Annotated in this window: 15 protein-coding genes; 7 read left to right on the top strand and 8 right to left on the bottom strand. The window is 51.7% G+C overall.

What is annotated here, in order from left to right; all coding sequences use genetic code 11:
- Positions 1 to 37: 37 nt before the first annotated feature.
- Both EOE65_RS01045 and cobB read right to left on the bottom strand, forming a co-directional pair.
- Positions 38 to 565 (bottom strand): DEAD/DEAH box helicase family protein, encoded by a 528-nt coding sequence (locus tag EOE65_RS01045; protein WP_127692438.1) that lies wholly within the window; start codon positions 563 to 565, stop codon positions 38 to 40.
- 99 nt (positions 566 to 664) lie between these two features.
- Positions 665 to 1,381: a Sir2 family NAD+-dependent deacetylase gene (cobB, locus tag EOE65_RS01040; protein ID WP_127692437.1), complete on the bottom strand. Its 717-nt coding sequence runs from the start codon at positions 1,379 to 1,381 to the stop codon at positions 665 to 667.
- A gap of 107 nt (positions 1,382 to 1,488) precedes the next feature.
- On the opposite strand from cobB, the gene EOE65_RS01035 reads away from it, so the two are divergent.
- The 4 genes from EOE65_RS01035 to EOE65_RS01020 all read left to right on the top strand — a co-directional run bounded on the left by EOE65_RS01035 (position 1,489) and on the right by EOE65_RS01020 (position 6,391).
- Complete coding sequence (locus EOE65_RS01035; protein ID WP_127692436.1) at positions 1,489 to 2,889, top strand: PhoH family protein; 1,401 nt, start codon at positions 1,489 to 1,491, stop codon at positions 2,887 to 2,889.
- Between the two features lie 109 nt (positions 2,890 to 2,998).
- Positions 2,999 to 3,850 (top strand): GGDEF domain-containing protein, encoded by an 852-nt coding sequence (locus EOE65_RS01030; protein ID WP_127692435.1) that lies wholly within the window; start codon positions 2,999 to 3,001, stop codon positions 3,848 to 3,850.
- Between the two features lie 2 nt (positions 3,851 to 3,852).
- Entirely contained in the window at positions 3,853 to 4,125 is a 273-nt protein-coding gene (yidD, locus tag EOE65_RS01025) for a membrane protein insertion efficiency factor YidD (RefSeq protein WP_127692434.1), read from the top strand.
- Positions 4,126 to 4,180: 55 nt separating this feature from the next.
- Positions 4,181 to 6,391 (top strand): sodium:solute symporter family protein, encoded by a 2,211-nt coding sequence (locus EOE65_RS01020; RefSeq protein ID WP_127692433.1) that lies wholly within the window; start codon positions 4,181 to 4,183, stop codon positions 6,389 to 6,391.
- A 37-nt stretch (positions 6,392 to 6,428) separates the two neighbouring features.
- On the opposite strand, the gene EOE65_RS01015 is transcribed toward EOE65_RS01020, so the two are convergent.
- Complete coding sequence (locus EOE65_RS01015) at positions 6,429 to 7,268, bottom strand: mechanosensitive ion channel family protein (RefSeq protein ID WP_206052583.1); 840 nt, start codon at positions 7,266 to 7,268, stop codon at positions 6,429 to 6,431.
- 200 nt (positions 7,269 to 7,468) lie between these two features.
- Here EOE65_RS01015 and EOE65_RS01010 point away from each other — a divergent pair, with 200 nt between their 5' ends.
- Complete coding sequence (locus EOE65_RS01010) at positions 7,469 to 8,041, top strand: TIGR04211 family SH3 domain-containing protein (RefSeq protein WP_127692432.1); 573 nt, start codon at positions 7,469 to 7,471, stop codon at positions 8,039 to 8,041.
- A 43-nt stretch (positions 8,042 to 8,084) separates the two neighbouring features.
- Here EOE65_RS01010 and EOE65_RS01005 read toward each other — a convergent pair whose 3' ends face one another.
- Together EOE65_RS01005 and mqo are read right to left on the bottom strand one after the other, a co-directional pair.
- Positions 8,085 to 8,636 (bottom strand): nucleoside deaminase, encoded by a 552-nt coding sequence (locus EOE65_RS01005; protein WP_164846983.1) that lies wholly within the window; start codon positions 8,634 to 8,636, stop codon positions 8,085 to 8,087.
- A gap of 87 nt (positions 8,637 to 8,723) precedes the next feature.
- Positions 8,724 to 10,223, bottom strand: a complete 1,500-nt coding sequence (gene mqo, locus EOE65_RS01000) for a malate dehydrogenase (quinone) (protein ID WP_276317490.1) — start codon at positions 10,221 to 10,223, stop codon at positions 8,724 to 8,726.
- A gap of 519 nt (positions 10,224 to 10,742) precedes the next feature.
- Here mqo and EOE65_RS00995 point away from each other — a divergent pair.
- Positions 10,743 to 10,985: a GrxA family glutaredoxin gene (locus EOE65_RS00995; RefSeq protein ID WP_127692429.1), complete on the top strand. Its 243-nt coding sequence runs from the start codon at positions 10,743 to 10,745 to the stop codon at positions 10,983 to 10,985.
- Between the two features lie 41 nt (positions 10,986 to 11,026).
- The gene (locus EOE65_RS18280; protein WP_276317489.1) at positions 11,027 to 11,155 is read left to right on the top strand and encodes a hypothetical protein; all 129 of its coding nucleotides are present in this window, start codon (positions 11,027 to 11,029) and stop codon (positions 11,153 to 11,155) included.
- A gap of 37 nt (positions 11,156 to 11,192) precedes the next feature.
- Here EOE65_RS18280 and recD read toward each other — a convergent pair whose 3' ends face one another.
- The 3 genes from recD to recC are packed head-to-tail and all read right to left on the bottom strand — an operon-like array spanning position 11,193 to position 19,755.
- Positions 11,193 to 13,016, bottom strand: a complete 1,824-nt coding sequence (gene recD, locus EOE65_RS00990) for an exodeoxyribonuclease V subunit alpha (RefSeq protein WP_127692428.1) — start codon at positions 13,014 to 13,016, stop codon at positions 11,193 to 11,195.
- Complete coding sequence (gene recB, locus EOE65_RS00985; RefSeq protein WP_127692427.1) at positions 13,016 to 16,525, bottom strand: exodeoxyribonuclease V subunit beta; 3,510 nt, start codon at positions 16,523 to 16,525, stop codon at positions 13,016 to 13,018. Before recB ends, recD begins: the two co-directional genes overlap by 1 nt.
- Positions 16,522 to 19,755 (bottom strand): exodeoxyribonuclease V subunit gamma, encoded by a 3,234-nt coding sequence (recC, locus tag EOE65_RS00980; RefSeq protein ID WP_127692426.1) that lies wholly within the window; start codon positions 19,753 to 19,755, stop codon positions 16,522 to 16,524. Before recC ends, recB begins: the two co-directional genes overlap by 4 nt.
- Positions 19,756 to 19,761 lie beyond the last annotated feature (6 nt).

Genomic DNA, 19,761 nt, shown 5'->3' with positions numbered 1-19,761 from the left:
ACATACTGCTGACAGATGACACTTTTGCTAACTATCTCTAGTCTACGTGGCGATGAATCACGCCGGCGACCTGCTCCGCGGTCAGTTCGGTATTGTCGATAACAAGGCCGTTCTCATGCTCTATGGCTGCAAACGGTTGTTTATCGAGCAGTGCTGCGACTTTTTTTGAGTCAGAGAGCTTGTGTGAAGGTTTTCGCTCATCGCTTATGGCACGCTCTAAGAGCGCGCTACGGCTTGGCTGTAGGTGTACAGGATACGTCTGTATCCCCTGCGATAGAAAGAAGGCGAGGTAATCTTCCATGATCTCTCGATCATGATCAGCACAGGCCATGTGGGTCATCACAAGATGAGAAACGCCAATCTCCTTCGCTTTAGCTAGCGCAAGTTGGCGGACCTGCTTGGTAAAACTGAGAAAGTCTTTCTCGCCAAACCGATCATAGATCGCAAGGCCAATATCAACGGCCAAATGATTGTGAAACAGCTTGTAGCCAAACTGCTCTTTTAAGCAGGTAGCGACTGTTAACTTCCCTGCAGCTGGCGGCCCGTAGATCCATACTAATTTCACGCCAAGCTCCCTAGCCAGATTCAACGCAACTAAAAATGTAACTACAAGAACTGTAACTACAAGCGTGACTCAAAAAACAACAGCACGACGTCCACGAAACTACTGGCGGCCAGCGGTTATTAGTGAGTTCACAAACTCAGGCACACACTCACTCGCCAAGCCGTAAATATGCTCTTTAAAGTGCGATTGCTTTTGGCTCGGCTCAAGGTTGATCTCAACCGTGTGTGCACCCGCTTCATTGGCGACCTCGACAAACCCCGCGGCGGGATAAACATGCCCCGATGTCCCGATCGATAGAAAAAGATCGCAATGACTCAATGCGGTGTAAATCTCGTCCATAAACATCGGCATCTCACCAAACCACACGATGTCTGGGCGCAAGGTGCCTTTCAAGCCGCAACAAACGCACGATTCGTTTTCAGAGCTATCGCCATGGTGATCAAAGGAGTACCCCGATTCATTACAACGCAAGCGCAATAACTCTCCGTGCATATGGCGCAGAGCATGGCTGCCAGCGCGCTCATGGAGGTTATCGACATTTTGAGTGACCAAGAGAAACTCTCCGGCAAAGTGCTGCTCTAACTCAGCCAAGGCTAAGTGTGCGGCATTGGGAACGACCGCCGTATCCTGCAGCTGCGCGCGGCGAGCATTGTAAAAGCGATGTACTAACGTTGGGTCTGCCGCAAAGCCTTCAGGTGTGGCAACCTCCTCAATGGGATGATTTTCCCATAAACCATCGCTCGCGCGGAACGTTCGAATACCTGATTCCGCAGAAATACCCGCGCCGGTCAGCACCACAATTGAACGATACTCCACATCTGACTCCTTAATGTCGCTTTTCCGTCATCTGTCATAGACTATCATGAAGAGGGCAAAGTCATATGATTTTGCACCGCTACCCATGGCTGCAAAGGATAACGCTCATGAGTGCTACAAAGCTGTACATTCTCGACACCAACGTACTACTCCATGATCCTCGCTGTCTCTACGAGTTTAAAGAGCAGGATGTCACCATCCCCATGACTGTTCTGGAGGAGCTCGACGATATCAAAGATCGCAAGAAGAATGTGGCCCAAGAGGCTCGCTTTGCCATCCGGGCGATCGACGAAATACTCTCCAAAGCTCACTCTCCGGCTCAGATAAAACGGGGCGTACCCATTTTTCTGCCAGGAGAAGACCAGACCCAAAGCCATAGCACGAAGCTAGGCAAGCTCAGCATCTTCCCAGACCACGAACTACAAGCCACCAAAGAGTCACTGCCCAACAACCGCAACAAAGATAATCTGATTATCAATTGCGCGTTACATCTGCAGTCGCTTGAAACAGATCGCCAAGTCATTCTGGTGACCAAAGATATCAATATGCGCCTCAAAGCACTGGGGGCTGGCCTTGAAAAGGTAGAGGACTATCGTACCGACCAGTTAGTGGCTGATATCGACCTGCTGCCGGCAGGCCATACCCATCTTGATGGCGTGTTTTGGGAGCAAGTGGACGATGTCGAGAGCTACCAAGAGGGCGGGCGCACCTTCCATAAAGTGGCGCATGACCTTCTACCCAACGCATATATTGGCCAGTATATCTACGACGACTCCAAAGACTTCGCGGCACGCGTTGCCGATATCGATGGCGAGACACTCATCCTGCGCGACCTTGGCTACGATAAACTTATGCAGCAATCGTGCTGGGGTATTCAGCCGATCAATATCTATCAGGCTTTCGCCATGCAGGCTCTGCTTGATCCAACACTGGACCTAGCCATTCTTAACGGCGCCGCAGGCTCTGGTAAAACACTAATAGCGTTAGCCTGTGCACTTGAACTCGTTATCGAAAAAGGGATCTTCAGTAAGATCATCGTGACCCGCTCGACACCACCGGTTGCAGAAGATATCGGCTTTCTGCCGGGCACCGAAGAGGAGAAGATGACGCCTTGGATGAGCGCAATACACGATAATCTTGAGGCGATGCATGAAAACGATGACCGCCCACAAAGCAGCGTGAAATATGCCATTGAGAAGGCCAACATTCAGTTTAAGTCCTTAAACTTCATTCGCGGTCGCAGCATCCAAGACGCTATTGTGATTATTGATGAGGCACAAAACCTAACGCCTTCGCAATTAAAAACGATCCTGACGCGTTCAGGTAAAGGAACAAAGATGATCTGCCTCGGTAACTTAGCGCAGATCGATTCCAATTACCTGACACCATTAACGTCGGGTTTGACCTATATCGTCGAACGCTTTAAGGGCTATGAAGGCGCCGTTAACGTGCACTTCGAAGGTATATTCCGGTCACGTCTTGCCGAGTATGCTGAACAGCATCTGTGATCGACTAAAAGGAAGCGAAACTCGCCTTGATACGGCCAAGGGCGAGTTTCTAAACACCTGTTTACATCGTATGATGTACGCACAGATTCAATGCCGTTAGGGAAATGTTATGGTTGATGAAACTCTCTCGTTAGATACGCTGCTTGAAGGCAGCCCTACTGCGGCTATTGCAGTCGATGCGCAGTACCATATTCACTACGCCAACGAGGCCGCCGTTCAGCTATTTCACACCCAACGTGATGACTTGCTCAATATGGCGCTGCGCCAACTCAATCAAAGCAGCGACGTGGTGGAAGCGCTAGAAGCCTTCACAGAGGATGCTCAACTGTCAGCAGAAGCCAGCACACACCGCTTAAGTTTGGTCAGCGGCGATGGTTTACACCACTACCGGGTTACCTTTTCACCTATCGACAGCCACATTGCCCTTTTCTTCCAAGATGTCTCCGACCTTGTCGAGATGGAGAAAAGCCTCAAAGACCAAGCCACCCACGACACGCTAACGGGCCTTTTTAATCGTCGCCAACTCTTCACGATGGGTTCGCAAGATGTTGCACGAGTGAAACGCTACCGCACGCCCTACTCAATCTTGATCGTTAGCATCGCCAACATTCGCGATATTAATCAAACGTACGGTTACGTCATGGGCGACCATGCGTTGATCTGTGTTGCGCGCACTCTGCAAGAGCAGCTGCGTGAATCTGATTATGTTGCGCGTTTAGATAACAAGAGCTTTGTGGTTTGCCTAATTGATGCGACGTTAGAGCAAACCAGTTTGGTAGAAAAGCGTATTCTTAACGCATTAGGCCAGCGCAAAGTGCGTATCGCAGACAGCACCATCCCAATCAAAATTGCCACTGGCGCCGCTGAGTTTCAAGCCGAGACAGATCAGCTCTTTGACGACCTTCTGCTACGTGCTGAGCACGAAGAATATGAGCGCGAACAAAAGATGCATGGTTCTTAACAGTGCTTGAGAAACTGATAAAGACACTACTAACAGGGCTCGTACGCGGCTACCAACTGCTCATTAGCCCTTTGCTTGGGAATAACTGTCGCTTCTACCCAAGCTGCTCGCACTATATGATTGAAGCGATTGAGACACACGGTATCTTTAAAGGCACTTGGCTCGGTCTCAAGCGAATTGGCCGGTGTCACCCTTGGAATGATGGTGGAATAGACCCTGTGCCACCAAAATGTGGCTGCGAACCATCGCCAAGCGAACAGGTTAAGAAGCACTAGCTCACAGATACAACGCGCACATCTCAGCTAGTGCAGACGAAGTGGAGTAAGGCGTATGTTCTCACCGCTTGTTGTTGTATCGACCATCCTGATCTACATGGCCTGCCTTTTTGGCATCGCGCAGCTGGTTGAGCGGCGCGTTGCCACAACCGGCGAGACTTTCAAAAGCCCTTGGATCTATGCCCTCTCGCTCGCTATCTATCATACCTCTTGGACATTTTACGGCAGTGTTGGCTTTGCCAGCACCTCTGGGCTGCTTTTTCTTGGCATCTACGTTGGCGCATTGATTGGTATAGCGCTCTGGTGGGTCATCTTGCGCAAGATGGTCATCGCTAAAGAGGTTTTTCGGATCACCAGTGTTGCTGATTTTCTCTCCACGCGATATCGGCGCTCACAAAAAATCGCAGGCCTCGTGACCCTGATTGCGCTCACCGGTTTGCTCCCCTATATCGCCTTGCAGCTAAAAGCATTCATTAGTTCGTTTGAGATAATTACCCAACAAAGCTCTGATCAGTGGTCCTACAGTGGGTTACTGGTCACCCTGCTGATGACCCTCTTTACGATTCTATTTGGGGCGAAGCGCCTCGATCCCACCGAGCGGCACCAAGGTATGGTAGTGGTCATGGTGGTGGAGAGTATGGTGAAGATTGTCGCGGTATTCTCTGTTGGGCTCTTTGTGCTGTATGGGCTGTATGACGGTATCGGTGATCTCAATGCCCGCATCGCAGAGGCAGAGCTTACTCACCTAACCAGTGCATCGGCAACAGAGCATAGCTTCTCCATGTGGGTTACGCTGATCATTCTGAGCTTCTCTGGTATCTACCTGCTACCACGTCAATTCCATATGAGCGTGGTCGAAAATACCGATCAACACCATATTAAAACGGCCATGTGGGTCTTCCCGCTGTATATGATAGCGATCAATCTGTTTGTGATACCTATCGCCGCCGCAGGTCTATTGGGCGACTTTTCCAACCACCAGGCAGACTACTTTGCGCTATTGCTGCCGCAGGAGGCAGGCCAGTCAGCGCTCACCATGCTGGTGTTTATCGGTGGCTTCTCCGCGTCAACAGCGATGATTATCGTGACAACGGTGACGCTAGCAACCATGGTATCTAACCACTGGGTGTTGCCTACGATAGAGCGGTTTAGCAAGGCACAAGGACTCCGTCCTTATCTGCTGCAGATGCGTTGGGCACTAGTTGCCCTGATACTGGCCAGTGCTTACTGGTTCGAGCATGAGTTCAGTGATTCCTATATTCTTGTCGCGATAGGACTTCTCTCATTCGTGGCGGTCTTGCAGTTTGCACCCGCGGTATTTGGTGGTCTTTTTTGGCCTAGGGGTAACAGCGCGGGAGCATTCGCAGGTTTGCTAGCGGGCTTCGGCATCTGGGTATACACCCTTGCGATCCCCACTTTTATCAAGAACGGTTGGCTAGATCCAAATATTTTGCTGGCTGGCCCATGGGGAATTGAGCTGCTGCGGCCAGAGGCACTTTTTGGTCTTGATGGATTCCACCCAATCGCTCATAGCGTGATCTGGAGCTTGAGCTTCAACTTGATATTTTATGTCGTCGGTTCGTTGATCTATCAGCCACACAAGGACGAGCGCACGTTCACCACCGAGTTTATGAGTGTGCTTACCCCCGTAAGGAAGCCTGCAAAAGCGCGCCCCACGGGCTTGGACTCCTACATTCCACTGAGCGCAAAACTCGAGGAATCCCAGCATCTGCTGGCGCAGTATCTGTCTGATGATAAGTCCCGTGATGCGATCTTCACGATTTGTGAAGATCTGCAAGTTGCTGGCAAAACTCACATCACTATTATCGAGCTGATGGAGTTTCACCGTATGGTCGAGCACATCTTGGCCGGTTCCATTGGCGCGGCGAGCGCACACCGCGCTATGGAGCAAAATATTCGCTACTCCACCCGCGAATCAAGCGATCTCAAAGCGCTTTATAGCCATATCGTTAGCGAGCTTAAGGGCGGCCCGAGCAGTACTGCGGGCAGTATGCTAACCACCGACACCAGCGCACTTGAACAGCACGGCTTAATCGGGGAGCTACAATCATCGATCGACAAGCTCGAACTTAAAAACCAAGAGCACTTAACCCGCCTTGCACGACTGGAAGAGAAACTTGAAAAGCGCGACCACGATATCTTTAAGTACCGGATGGAGGCACAACGCAAAGAGCGGGATAACAAAGATTTACGCTTAGAGCTTGAGGATATGAAGCAGAAACTGCTCGCCCAGCGAGAGGAGTAGCGCCACAGCCAGTGTTGCCATGGCGCTGGTGCGTAACTTAGTTACTTGGGGTTTCTGTTTTATGCAAGTGCACATCCATTTGTGGGAATGGAATACTGATGCCTGCCTCATCAAAACGCAGCTTCACTGTCTCGTTCATATCCCAAAGTACTTTCCAGTAATCTTCCGATTTGACCCAAGGGCGTACGATGAAGTTCACGCTGCTATCGGCGAGCTCTGAGACTGCGATAACAGGCTCAGGCTCTTTCAAGATTCGCTCATCTTCCTGAACAATGGTTTGCAAGATGCGCTTAGCCTCGCGTAAGTCTGAATCGTAACCGATGCCAAACACCAAATCGACACGACGTGTTTTACGCTTCGAATAGTTGGTTATAACCCCGGTGTAGATCGACCCATTCGGCACAATGACTTCGCGGTTGTCACCAGTACGCATCACGGTGTTAAAAACTGTGATGTTCTCAACAATTCCAGATACGCCGCCCGCTTCCACAAAATCACCTGCACGAAAGGGGCGAAAAACAATCAACATCACGCCTGCGGCAAAGTTCTTCAGTGAGTCTTGCAAGGACAAGCCAATCGCCAAACCAGCAGCACCCACAATAGCGATCAGCGATGAGGTATCAACTCCCAGCTGGTCAAGCGATGCCACGATGACAAATAGCAGTAACAACGCAGAGAGAATCGATGCAAGAAATTCAACTAGCATCTGATCCATACGCGTGCGCCCCAGTACACGCTTGAATAGCGCCATAATGACGCTAACCACCAGGCGACCGACGATAAAGACCAGCAACGCAGTTACAATATTAATGCCCCAAGGAATAATATATTCCTCTTGCAGGGACTGGATCATCGTAGGATCGAACCACTTCTCCATTCAGCTAAACTCCTTTTGTATTAAAAAAATTAACGAAAGCTTAAGCTGCTGAGACCAGTCGAAGCAAGCCCTCGATGAAAAAGCACAGGAACTTAACAGCCCGATGGCCATCAGAACCCTTTATCGGCCGCATTTCACTAGCCCTGCTAGCTAGAATCCGTAAAATGCTCCGTCAGATAGATAGAGGACTTCCCACAAGAATGAAAAAATTGATTTTAACGACTGCGCTTTTGATCGCATTCCAGCCCGCTTTTGCCGAAAAGGGCCATATCGCTGATGATGTATTTGTATTTATTCATGGCGGCCCAAGTAATAAATTTCGTATTACAGGGCGTGTACGTAGCGGCTCTCCGATCACCATCCTTAAAAAAAGCCCCGATGGTAAGTTTGTTCAGATCCGCACAGCATCAGGAAAAGTAGGCTGGGCTGACGGCAATAATGTTGCTAGCGGCGACAGTATGCAGATTAAAGTACCAAAGCTAGAAACGGCACTGCAAAAGAGCGAAGCGATGGTCACTGAGCAAGGCGAAGAGATTGAGCAACTCGCCGCTGAACTGGATACTTACAAAGCTGAAAACAGTACCTATACCGAACAACTCGATAAGCTAAACGCAGAGATAAAAGGCCTCAATCGCCAGATCGAAGGCATGGACGAAAGCAACCTTATGCGCTGGTTTACGCACGGCGGGCTTGTGGCACTCGGTGGCGTTATCCTTGGCTTGCTCATTCCGCTGCTGCCGAAAAAGAAGAAACGCCGAGACGACTGGTTCTAAATGATGTAATACTGATAGGTGGGTTACTCAGGTAGTCTCCCGCCTACCTTCCCATTGCCTTGAGCAGTTTCTCTCGTAATGCCGATCTGTTCACGTTAGCAAATCCAGCTGCCAACTCACTCAGCCTGGCATCGCCATGGAATTGTGTTACCCGCGTCAGTGTTGCGAGGTTACGCCATGCAGGCGGAAGCTTATCTTGGTGTGACGCCATTCCGCCGCTACTGTCAGGCGCAAGATAGATTACCCGCCCAATACCTGCTGAGATGATGCGGCAAAAGCACATCGGACACGGCTCCAGTGAAACCACTAAGGTCATCTGCTGTCGCGGACAAACAGGTGCCACTTCCTGATCTAACAATGCGAGCAACTGCATCTCTGCATGGGCAGCAGAGTTAAAGCTGGGGCTAAACACCGCATTGCTCGATTCTAGTAGTATGTTTTGATCCTCATCGAGGAGCACCGCACCTACGCCATAGTTGCCAGCCTCGAGCGCTGCTAACGCAAGCTCACAACAACGCAGCGCCCAACGCAATCCACTTGCAGCATGTTCCGTCTGAGCTATCGCGAGCTGCACCCGTAGATCATCAATGTCCATACTCATTCTCTCTTGTTTCGCTTCGCTATATATTTGCCACAAAAAAAAACCGCCCTGCAAGGGCGGTTTTTATCATGTCTTCAAAGGCTAAGCTTCATCAAGCTGCAGCGTCGAGAGCGTAAACTCACGCACCTCTTTGAGTAGCTCTGGATTATCCACCAGCGACTCACCGTATGAAGGAATCAGCTCTTTAAGCTTCTTATCCCAACCTTGGTTAGCCAACTCATCAGCAAAGCAATTTTCAACAATGCTGACCATCGTATTCACCGCTGTCGATGCACCCGGAGAAGCGCCTAACAACGCTGCTAGAGAACCATCTGAGCTGCGAATCACCTCAGTACCAAATTCTAGCTTACCGCCCTTCTCTTCATCTTTCTTGATGATCTGCACACGCTGGCCGGCGTAAGCCAGTTCCCAATCATCGTTTTGCGCATCTGGATAGAAGTTGCGGAGCGAATCAACACGCGCTTCGTGCGATTGCATCACTTCACTGATCAAGTAACGCGTCAGGTCCATATTGTTCATGCCGACAGAGAGCATAGACTTAAGGTTGTTGGCACGCACACTCTTCGGTAGGTCCATAACCGAACCCTGCTTAAGGAACTTCGTTGTAAAGCCAGCAAACGGACCAAACAGCAACGCCTTCTCACCATTAATGATACGCGTGTCCAAGTGAGGAACCGACATCGGCGGAGCACCAATTGGCGCTTGACCGTAGACCTTCGCCAAGTGCTTCTCAACGATCTCTTTCTTCTTACAAACTAGCCACTGGCCACTAACTGGGAAGCCGCCATAGCCGTCACCCTCTGGGATACCTGAGAGTTGCAGTAATGGCAGGGCACCGCCGCCAGCCCCCAAGAATACAAAGCGGGCGTTAACGGTTTCGTTTTCACCGGATTTGTCATTACAGACAACAACATCCCACGTGCCATCATCACGCTTTTGTAAGTCTTTAACCGTTGAGCTTAGCTTAAGCTCAAAGTTCTCCTGCTCGTTAAGATGCTCACACATGGAGCGAGCCAAAGAGCCGAAATCAACATCAGAGCCGTATCGAACGCGTGTACCCGCAACCTTCTGCATTGGGTCGCGGTTTTCCAGTATGAGTGGCATCCACTCACGTAGAACGTCAGGATCTTCGCTGTACTCCATATCAGCAAACTGCGCAGACTGGCTAAGTGTTTCGTAGCGTGTACGCAAAAACTCAACGTTCTCTTCACCCCAGACGAAGCTCATATGGGGTGTTGGGTTGATGAAAGCACGTGGCTCAGGAAGAACATCCTTTTTAACCAGTGACGACCAAAACTGTAAGCTCACCTCAAACGCAGCATTGATCGCATACGCCTTAGTTGCATTCACAGAACCATCGGCCTGTTTTGGCGTGTAGTTGAGCTCGCAATATGCGGCATGGCCCGTGCCAGCGTTATTCCACCCGTCGGTGCTTTCGCTTGCAACATGGTCCAAACGCTCAACCATCACAATGTTAATGGAGGGGTCTAACTGCTTGAGCAGCATACCCAGGGTGGTGCTCATTGCACCGGCCCCAACTAACAATACATCTGCCGTTTTTGCCGTCATCTCGTTACTCACCGTTTGATACGTGGTTGTGGGGTTCGAAAATCACCGCGGTCAGTCTAAAAGCCCTGCTTTTTTACAGGTTATTCCGCACTGCAACGAAACTTTTGGTTCCGCTTTTTACCGCTGATGTCGCCCAGCTATTTTCGTATTCTGTTTTTATGCACATGAATGTGACAGTACTGACATCCACGCGGGGCTTTTTGCGCAGAATTATACGGATTATTCTCCAAAAGTCTTGGCTAATTGGCTAGATGATCCTGAGCAATTCGTAGTATATCTCGCAAATGCAGCACGCTATTTTGTTCTCGGCAACCGCACTAAGTGGTTAAAATAGCTTAAATTTTCGTCGTTTTTACAAAACCTAGAGATAATGCCACTCACAGCGGTTTCAGCACGGATATCTACAAACTTATCCACACCTTCTGTGGATAGCTAACACGATAGTCAATTCCAATAACTCAGATAGCTACAACTGATTAGATTTCTTGTCGATTTTACGGTTTCATATAGGAAATAGATGAGGAGATACCCATGCAACGAGTTACAATTTTTGGCCGACCAGGTTGTGGATTTTGCACACGCGCAAAAGAGCTATGTGAGATTAAATCACTCGAGTACCGCTACATCGATATCTATGCGGAAGGCATCAGCAAAGCCGACCTAGAAAAAACGATCGGCCGCCCTGTTGAAACGGTTCCACAGATCTTTATTGGTCAGGAATACGTAGGAGGATTTACAGACTTTGAACAAAAAGTTGCTGAACAGGGTCTATAAAGACTAGAGTTAGTTTATAGCCAATAAAACAGGAGTCGCTTATGACGATACTGGCCGCACTTCTACTGATTGCCACCATCGCTTATTTGGGTAAAACCACACTTGAGCGGAGCAACAATCAGCTAAAACCGATCCGCATCAAAGTGGAAGATGAGAAGCGTCGCCGCTAGCGTCTCCCTGTGATGCTCCACCAACGGCTGTGAGGCTTCACCCCCACAGCCGTTCTGCTAGCCCGCTCATTCTCACCGTGGGCTGATCAACCGCCGCTAACATCACCGCTTTTTTGCCGTACAGATTACAATGCTGTTTTGCGCGTGTAATGCCCGTGTAGACAAGTTCCCGGCTCATCACCCGAGCGCTATCCGTTAGCACAAGCGTAATCTCCTTAAACTCTGAGCCTTGGCTTTTATGCACTGTCATCGCGAAAACCGTCTCGTGTTGAGGGACGCGGCTGGTTGAGTAAGATCGCATCTCTCCGCCTTGCTCAAAGTACACTCGCAGCTGTTGCTGCTCGGTGTCGAACAACGTGATCCCAATATCGCCGTTATACAGCTGCAACGCTGCATCGTTACGCGTAATAATTACAGGCCGCCCTTCATACCAGCGGTTATCAGCGGCTTTTAAGCCCCGCCGCTCTAGGTAGTTTTCGAAGGCTTCATTCAGTGCATCAACCCCAAAGACGCCTTTGCGCAATCCACACAGCAACTGGAACTTGGCAAACGCAGCATGCGCCTCGTCTGGGCTAATCGCTTGCTTAAAGCAGCTCAAGTAGTGGCTATACTTTTGGGCCATGTGCTGCACGAGATGTTGGTTATCTGCCGTTAGTGCCTCTATCCAGTTAAGGTCATCAAAACCACGACGTAACACCGCCTGCGTTTGCTTCACACTGCCTCTATTGACTGCACTGGCTAGCTCCCCGATACCACTATCTCCGGCGAAGCGGTAACTTTTGCGCAAAAACGCCACGCTATCAGCCAGTACACGCGTGTCTCCCTCAGTAACTGGTAGCCCACACGTTACACAGAGCAGCTCTTGCATCGCTTCTGTCGGCACGGCTGCACTTTGCATCGCGCACAAATCACCCAATACACTACCGGCTTCTACTGAGGCAAGCTGCTGCTTATCACCAATCAATACCAAACGAGCATGCTCTGGCAGCGCTTCAAGTAACGCGGCCATCAGTGGCAGATCGATCATGGAGGCCTCGTCTACCACCAGTAGGTCAACCTGAAGCGGGTTATCACGATTGTATCGATAACGCACACTTCGTGGCCTTGCTCCAAGTAAACGGTGCAAGGTTATCCCCTGCTCTGGGATAAGCTGTTTGATAGGTTCCGCCACTGGCAACTGGGCTTTAGCTCCGGCAATCGACTCCGATAACCGAGCAGCAGCTTTACCTGTTGGGGCGGCAAGCAGAATATGCGGGCGCGCTTGCCGGTCGGCGCTCAAGGTCTGTTGTAGGTACATCGCCAACATGCGGGTCACCGTTGTGGTTTTACCCGTTCCCGGCCCACCACTAATCACCGCTAAACGCCGCGCAACCGCCGTCACCACAGCGACCCGCTGCCAATCAGGTTGCTCGGTCGCACCTATAAATAGTTGATCAAGCGCAGCGCCAAAGCTTGGCAAGTCACAGGCGGCGTCGCGGGCTTGTGCGCGTGCCAATAGCGCCTCAGCAACCTGCTTTTCCGCGTGCCAAAGCCGGTAAAGATAAACACGATTACGCTCAAGCACCAACGGCGTTGGCTCTGTACCATAGCCAAGCAGAAGCTGATGAGTATCCAAGGCCGCATCAAGTTGCGCATACCACTGCTTGGCGTCGCTATGCAGCTCATCCGGCCAGCTCGCGATCAAGTTGGGGAGTTGTTGTAAGTGCAAGCAGGCGTGCCCCTCGCCCGATTGCTGGCTAACAACTGCCGCTAGGGTGAGTAGTGTATGAGAAGCCTCGAAGCGCTGGCCCAACCACCGAGCAAACTGTAGATCGATATCACGTAATAGATCCAGCTCATATAGACGTTGTAATAGCTGCATCACACACCCTCCTGCAGCAGATGGTCCAGCTGCTCGATAAGAGCGCGCTCGGGCTTGGTGTAGTAGATACCATGGTCACTGCCCGGCGCCATGCCGCGCAAGAAGAGGTAGTAAACACCGCCAATATCGCGGTCATAGTCGTAATCGGGCAAGCGCAGTTTGAGTAGGCGGTGAAGCGCCAGCGTGTAGAGCACATATTGAAAATCATAGCGGTGATCACACATCGCATCTGCCATAGCTGACTGGCTATAGTCTTCCACCGTATCGCCTAGGTGGTTGGATTTATAGTCCAGCACGTAGTAACGCCCACCAAAGCGAAAGGTCAGATCGATAAAGCCCTTCAACATACCGCGCACCTGTTCAAAACGCAGCTCGCCCGCACTTTTCGCGAGCGGATCGTACTGCTGCAACAGCCTATTAACCGGCGCTGCACTTAAAGATGCAAAGGGGATAAAGAACTCCATCTCCACACAACGCTCTGTAGGACCGATATCAGCCAGTGCACAACCTGCCTGCGATAGTTCGGTGCTGAGCACACGGCGCATAAAATCGATCAACACCGGCTGCCACTGTTCATCAAAACCTGCCAGCAAAAGCTGTTTTTCGATGACGTCGGCTAAAAGCGCGTCATCGGTGTTCTTGAAGTCGATCTCTTCAAATAGCGTGTGCAAAAAAGTCCCGGCGACGGCGCCGCGGGGGAAGTGCATAATATCGGGTATGTCATCATGCTGCGGTGTATCAGCCTCTTCAGCAACCTCCAGATCCAGCGCATCAACTAACACAGGTTCTGCGGTGATCGTTTGATGGCCACGGCTCAACGCAGAGTAGCTGGTGACGCGCCACTCCCGCTCAATCTCACCGACGAAGCCTCGTGCGCTTAATGGCGGCGCACTGCATGCGGCCAGCAGATCACCGGTTTCCATAGGCACGGCGCTATCAAACTCGATTGCAGCAAAATCCACGGCTGCTGTTTGCTCAACAAATGCATGTAAACGCTCGGCCAGCGTATCGCCATCGGCATCTAACAGATAGCCCAGCGCACTGCCGGAAACTCTGCTAATGCGCTTACTCCCCCAATCAGCCACCCCAAGATAGCAACCGTAAACGGCACGCGTGACCGCAACGTACAATAAACGCAAGTCTTCCGCGAGGCGCTCACGATCCGCTCTGGCGAGGGCTTCGTCATCAGCCGCCAGATTAAGCACCGTGTTACCGTGCTCATCGTGATATAGCGCTCGATCACTGGCGCGATAGAGCGTTGCGAAGGGCAGAAAAACAAGGTTGTACTCCAGGCCCTTCGATTTATGAATAGTGATCACCTGCACCCGAGAACGATCACTTTCTAGGCGTAACTGTTGCTCTTGTGCATTGTGGTTTGGCGATGTCAGGTGCTCCGATAACCACCGCAAAATACCGCTCAGCCCTTCCACTTGTTGGCTGGCTTGCTGCAGTAACTCACCTAGGTGTAGCAGATCGGTTAACCGGCGTTCGCCACTGGCCGATGCTAGAAAACCGCCGGTTAGCTCGCGTGTAACCAGTAGTTGGTGCAACATCGCCAGCACGCCAAGGCGCTGCCAGACCTGCTTCAGCTCACGAAACTCAAGCACCAGCGCCTCCCAAGCTAACTCATCCTGAAACAACGCTTCCAGCTGCCCTACCGAAAGCTGAAAGACTGATGTCGCAATCGCTGTACGCAATAAACGCTCATCGGTAGGCTCTGCCACCGCCTCTAAGATGTAGTAAAGCTCGCGTGCTTCCGGTGTGGTAAACACACTATTGCGGTTGGACATAAACACCGAAGCGACGCCCTGCTCATCCAGCGCTTGTTGCACCGCTGCCGCTTCGTTGCGATCTCTGACTAAAACCGCAATATCAGCAGGCTCAACTGCCCGCCCTTTCAGTTGAAAGCGCTGATCGGTGAGCAACGCCTTGATCTGCTGCGCCGTTAACTGTGAAAACTGCGCTAGGTATTCCGTCTTATTGAGCCGCTCTGGAGCCAACCAAAGCTGCAATGCCGGTTGCGGGGTGCTGTCAAACTGCAGCGTTTTAGCACCTGCATTGGGTGCCGACGCAACAGGGGAGAAAGGAATTTGCTCAGCGTAGATAAAGGCCTCAGGGTGATGGCTGAAGAGCGCATTGGCGGCTGCCACCATGCTTTCACCCGAGCGCCAGTTCGTCTCTAGTGTGTAGTGTGCATCCACCTCCTGTTTTGCCTGCATGTAGGTGAATATATCCGCGCCACGAAAAGCATAAATAGACTGCTTGGGATCACCGATCATCAGTAACGCGGGAGCCGTTTTATCTTGGCTGTCCGCACGATAGATGCAGCTAAAGATCTGATACTGCAACGGGTCGGTATCTTGGAACTCATCGATCAGCCCGATGGGGTATTGGTGGCGGATCGCGTCTGCCAGTTGGCTCCCCTGCGCTTTTTGCAGCGCTCCCGCTAATTGGGTCAGCAGATCGTCAAATGCGAGCAACTGCTGTTCCTGTTTAGCTCGGGCTAAACGTATACGCACTTGAGCGAGTGCTTTGGAGGTAATAGCCGCTTTGATCGGCACATCGGCTGCAAAATAGGCATCCACCAGCGCGAAGATCGCATGTTGTGGCACAGCACCTTTCGTGGTTTTCTCGTGCAGCATGGCGGTTGAGAAACGTGACAGCGGCTCACGCCCCTCTTTCATGCTGATCACGCCGGCCAGCATATCGCTTACTTTATCCACCCATTTGGGGACGTTACCTTTGCTGTAGGAGCGCTTGTTGATATCGGAGTCAGCAATGATCTGCGCCAGCTCACCGGCAGCACTTGGCCACGCTTCACGTAGCGCTTGCAGGGCGGAGTCTTGCGCCGCCCAAGCTGCGGCTAAGTCGAACTCAGCGTAATCAGGCGTTTGAGTTAGCAGTGGCAAACCCAGATAGCTGCGCACCTCACCTAATAACGCATCGGGCGATGCAAACTCAGCTAAAACCGCGTCAGCCAAGGACTTGGGTAACGGGTACACAGTGGTGCGCCAGAAATCCAGCAATGCCTGGCGCACGAGCGGCTCATCATCCGTGGTTAGGGTTTGGCTAAACATCGCGCCGCTCTCGAACGCGTGTTGGCGCAGCATTCGTTGACAAAAGCCATGGATTGTGAAGATCGCCGCTTGGTCCATCGCAGCGCCCGCTATCTCCAGTAGCTTAGCGCTTTGTGCATGATCGCTGTTGTCGGCCACCAAACGTTGCAGCAACGGGTCATCACTACTGCCTTCTAAAAAGGCTCGCCGAGCCTCTCGGATACGTACGCGGATACGGTCACGCAACTCTTGTGTGGCAGCTTCTGTGAAGGTTACCACCAGAATTTCTTCCACCCCGAGCGGGCGACGTTGCTGTTGGTCGTTGCCCATACCAAGCAACAGACGCAGATAGAGCGCCGCCAACGTGAAGGTTTTACCGGTGCCAGCACTGGCCTCGATTAAGCAGCGCCTCTGAATGGGCAAGCTAACCGGATCTAATAGCTGTGCGCTCATTTCTCATCCTCCTTGCGGTAACGCAACAAAGATCCAAACAGCGCCTCGGTCTGCTCAATCATAAGCGGCTCAATCACCTCCCAGCGATACGCTAAGCGGGTTAGATACGGGTCATATTCTTGTGCTTCAAGAAAGGCTTTTTCGCCACGCTTCCTCGCCTCTTCTGGGTCATGCTGATAGCCCGTGAGCAGCGGCCATGCAGCTTTTGGCTGCCAACTCGTCGCTTTGCCCCTATAACGGAGCATAAACTCAATCAGCTGGGCCAATGTCTGGTGTGCTTCAGATGGCGGTACCGGTTGATAAGCAAAACACTTATCGATACCTCGGTAGGTGGAATCGCGTTCAAGCCCCATGGCATTCATTGCCAAATGGCGAATCCATAGCCCAAAACGATGATGATCGCGGCTTTTGGAAGCGCGATATTCTAGGCGTGTCGTTGCGTAGATGTCGCGCAGCCAGCCTTGCAGTTGCACTTTCTGCCCAAAGCACTCAAAGCGCAGATCTATCGCTTGTTTTGAGGGCTCACCCACAAGAAAAGCTTGCATCTTGTCTTTCAGCACAGCCATCTGCTCCAACTCCCGTGTAAGGACTAACTCACCGGCAGGGCCAACCGGCAAGATCCCTTCAGCACGCAGTTGCTGGCTGATCCGCTCAGCAGGCTCGCCTTTGAGCGCATCGTCTAGCAAGCGCTCACGCAGAGCAAACAACGCTAGGTTCGAGACAGCAAACGGCTCCTCTTCTGGCAGCGCCTCCTCCTGCTCGGGAAAATACACTTGCAGGTGTTGCTCAAAGTAGTATTTTGCTGGGCTGCGGAAAAATCGCACCACACTCTCGATATCTAACATGATGGGCTCATCGCCCAACGGCTCGGATATCGGCTTAGCGTCTGCTACTAGCGGTTGTGCTGTTGGTAACCAGCGCCCGTTGTAGCTAAACAAGCGCGCATCTGAGCCATCAAAGTAACGCTCGCTGTAGGCGGTGAGTGGATGATCGACTTGCAACAAGGCCTGCAGGCTCTCGCCTTGCTCCGCTATACCGTAAGCTTGCTCACAATATTCAAGTAGTTCGCTCACCAATACTGAGGGGATGCGCGGCGTGTTATCCGCGATCGAACGTCCCACATAGCTTAAGTAAAGCGTCTCTTTGGCGGACAACAGGGCTTCTAAAAAGAGGTAGCGGTCATCGTCTCGTCTTGAGCGATCACCTTTGCGTGGATGGTTGGCCATTAAGTCAAAACCTAGCGGCGGTAAGCTGCGCGGATATGCGCCATCGTTCATACCAACGAGGCAGACGACACGGAACGGAATCGCCCGCATCGGCATCAAGGTACAAAAATTGATCTGCCCCGAAAGGAAACGCTGCGATGCACGCTGTGCGCTCAGTGATTCGGCTAGATGAGCGCGTAAAATATCCGCCGCCAGCGGTTGCTCAAAGGCCGCCTCCGCAAAGGTTGTTTGCAGGTTTTCTAGCGCCTGGTTGATCAACGCAAGCGCCTCATGGTCGTGATCATCTGGCTGATAAGCCGTTTGGGTCAGCTGCAGAATTTCACTGATCCATTGCGCTAAGCTGCGCTCGCCGGTGAACACCTGACGGTAGTGTTTTAGGTCGCTGATGAAGGCAGCAAGCTGACCAAGCGCCACCGACGATAAACCGCTGACACCCGCATAGGGTGCTGTATCCTGCCATAGATCTACATCCCCGAGTGCGTAACCACCAAAGAGCCGATCTAAACCAAATGCCCAGCTGTTTTCAGCAAAGGAGATATCGCAAACCTCGGCACGCATATCGGCATCTAATCCCCAGCTAATGCCCGATTCCGCCACCCAGTGGCGAATATCTTCAAAGCTCTCGGGCGAGATACCGTAAGCTCGCTGCGTCGCCGGTAACTCTAACAGCTCGATAATCTGCGGGGCGGTAAAGCGGCTCTTTTGCAAGTTCAACAGCTGTAAGAAGCTGTTGATCAGCGGGATCTCTTGATCAGCGGACCGGTCCGATATGGAGTAAGGCAGGAAGTGTTCAGGCTCTGCATTACCAAACACCGCATCAATATAGGGCGCATAGCTGGCAACATCCGGCATCATAACAATAATGTCGCGGGGTTTAAGTGCGGGATCTTCGGCAAACATCGCCAATAATTGGTCCTGCAGCACCTCAATTTCACGCAAAGGGCTATGGGTTGCATGCAGCTGGATGCTCTTGTCATCCGGACGATAGCGAAAGGCGCTGGTGGTGTCTGCCGCTGCACTATCTTGCAGGTCTAAAATATCAGACTGCACCGCATGGAGCAGGTTGTCGTAGCACGGCTCTGAAAACAGGCCAACTTCTGGCTTTTCGAGCTGCTGCACAATGTGGAGGTAATCACGGCCCAGTTTACCCATGGACGCGAGAATCGGATGCCCCACGTGGTGGTAACTCTGCGCTTCACCTTGATGTTTGGTAAGCCACTCTCGGTTTAGCCGAGCAAGATATTTGGGATCAACAATATCTCCCCAGTAGTGGCGGCAGGGGTTTGCAATCATTAGGTGCACATCCACCTTTTCACCCAGTCCGGCCAACGCCTCAACGTAGTTCTCCGGTAGTGCAGAGATACCAAAGACAAACACACGCGATGGCAAGCTGTTCAGTCGGTCAGCTTTGGTTAGCGCCTGAAAAAAGGTTTCATACATATTGGCACGATGCCAATGGGGTAAGCCACGCTCAGTAACATCGGCCACAATGCGACGCCATAGAATGGGTTGCCACGCGTGTTCTGTATTGGCTGCGGGGCTATTTTCTCCCGCTTCCCACGCTGCAATCCAATCGGGACGATAAACGAGATACTGGTCAAACAGGTCAGCGATACAGGCGCAGAGCTGATATAGGCGCAGCGGATCGCTGTCTTCGCTACAGTAACGGCGCAGCACAGCGAAGTGCGCTTGCTCGAGTAGTTCGGGAAGCTGGCGCATCAACACCCATGTCATGGCTGCTTTGTTATATACCGAGCGCTCAGGCACCTCATCCAGCACATCCACAAACACTTGCCATAAAAAGCTAGCCGGTAGTGGAAAGTCGATGTTGGCAGCGATGCCCATGCGCTCCGCTAGCTCCAGCTTGAGCCACTGAGCCATACCGGGGCTTTGAACCAAAATCTGCTCACTCGCGAATGGATCGCTGAGCGGCTCGCGATGTACCATTTCAACAAGTACATCGCGCAGTGTTTCGAGGGAGTTTGCGTAGTAGATGCGTAGCATTTAGGT

This window comes from Neptunomonas marina (assembly GCF_004005935.1).
Taxonomy (GTDB): Bacteria; Pseudomonadota; Gammaproteobacteria; order Pseudomonadales; family Balneatricaceae; genus Neptunomonas; species Neptunomonas marina.
Note: the sequence above shows the minus strand (reverse complement) of the source record. Positions and strands in the feature narration are given on the sequence as shown.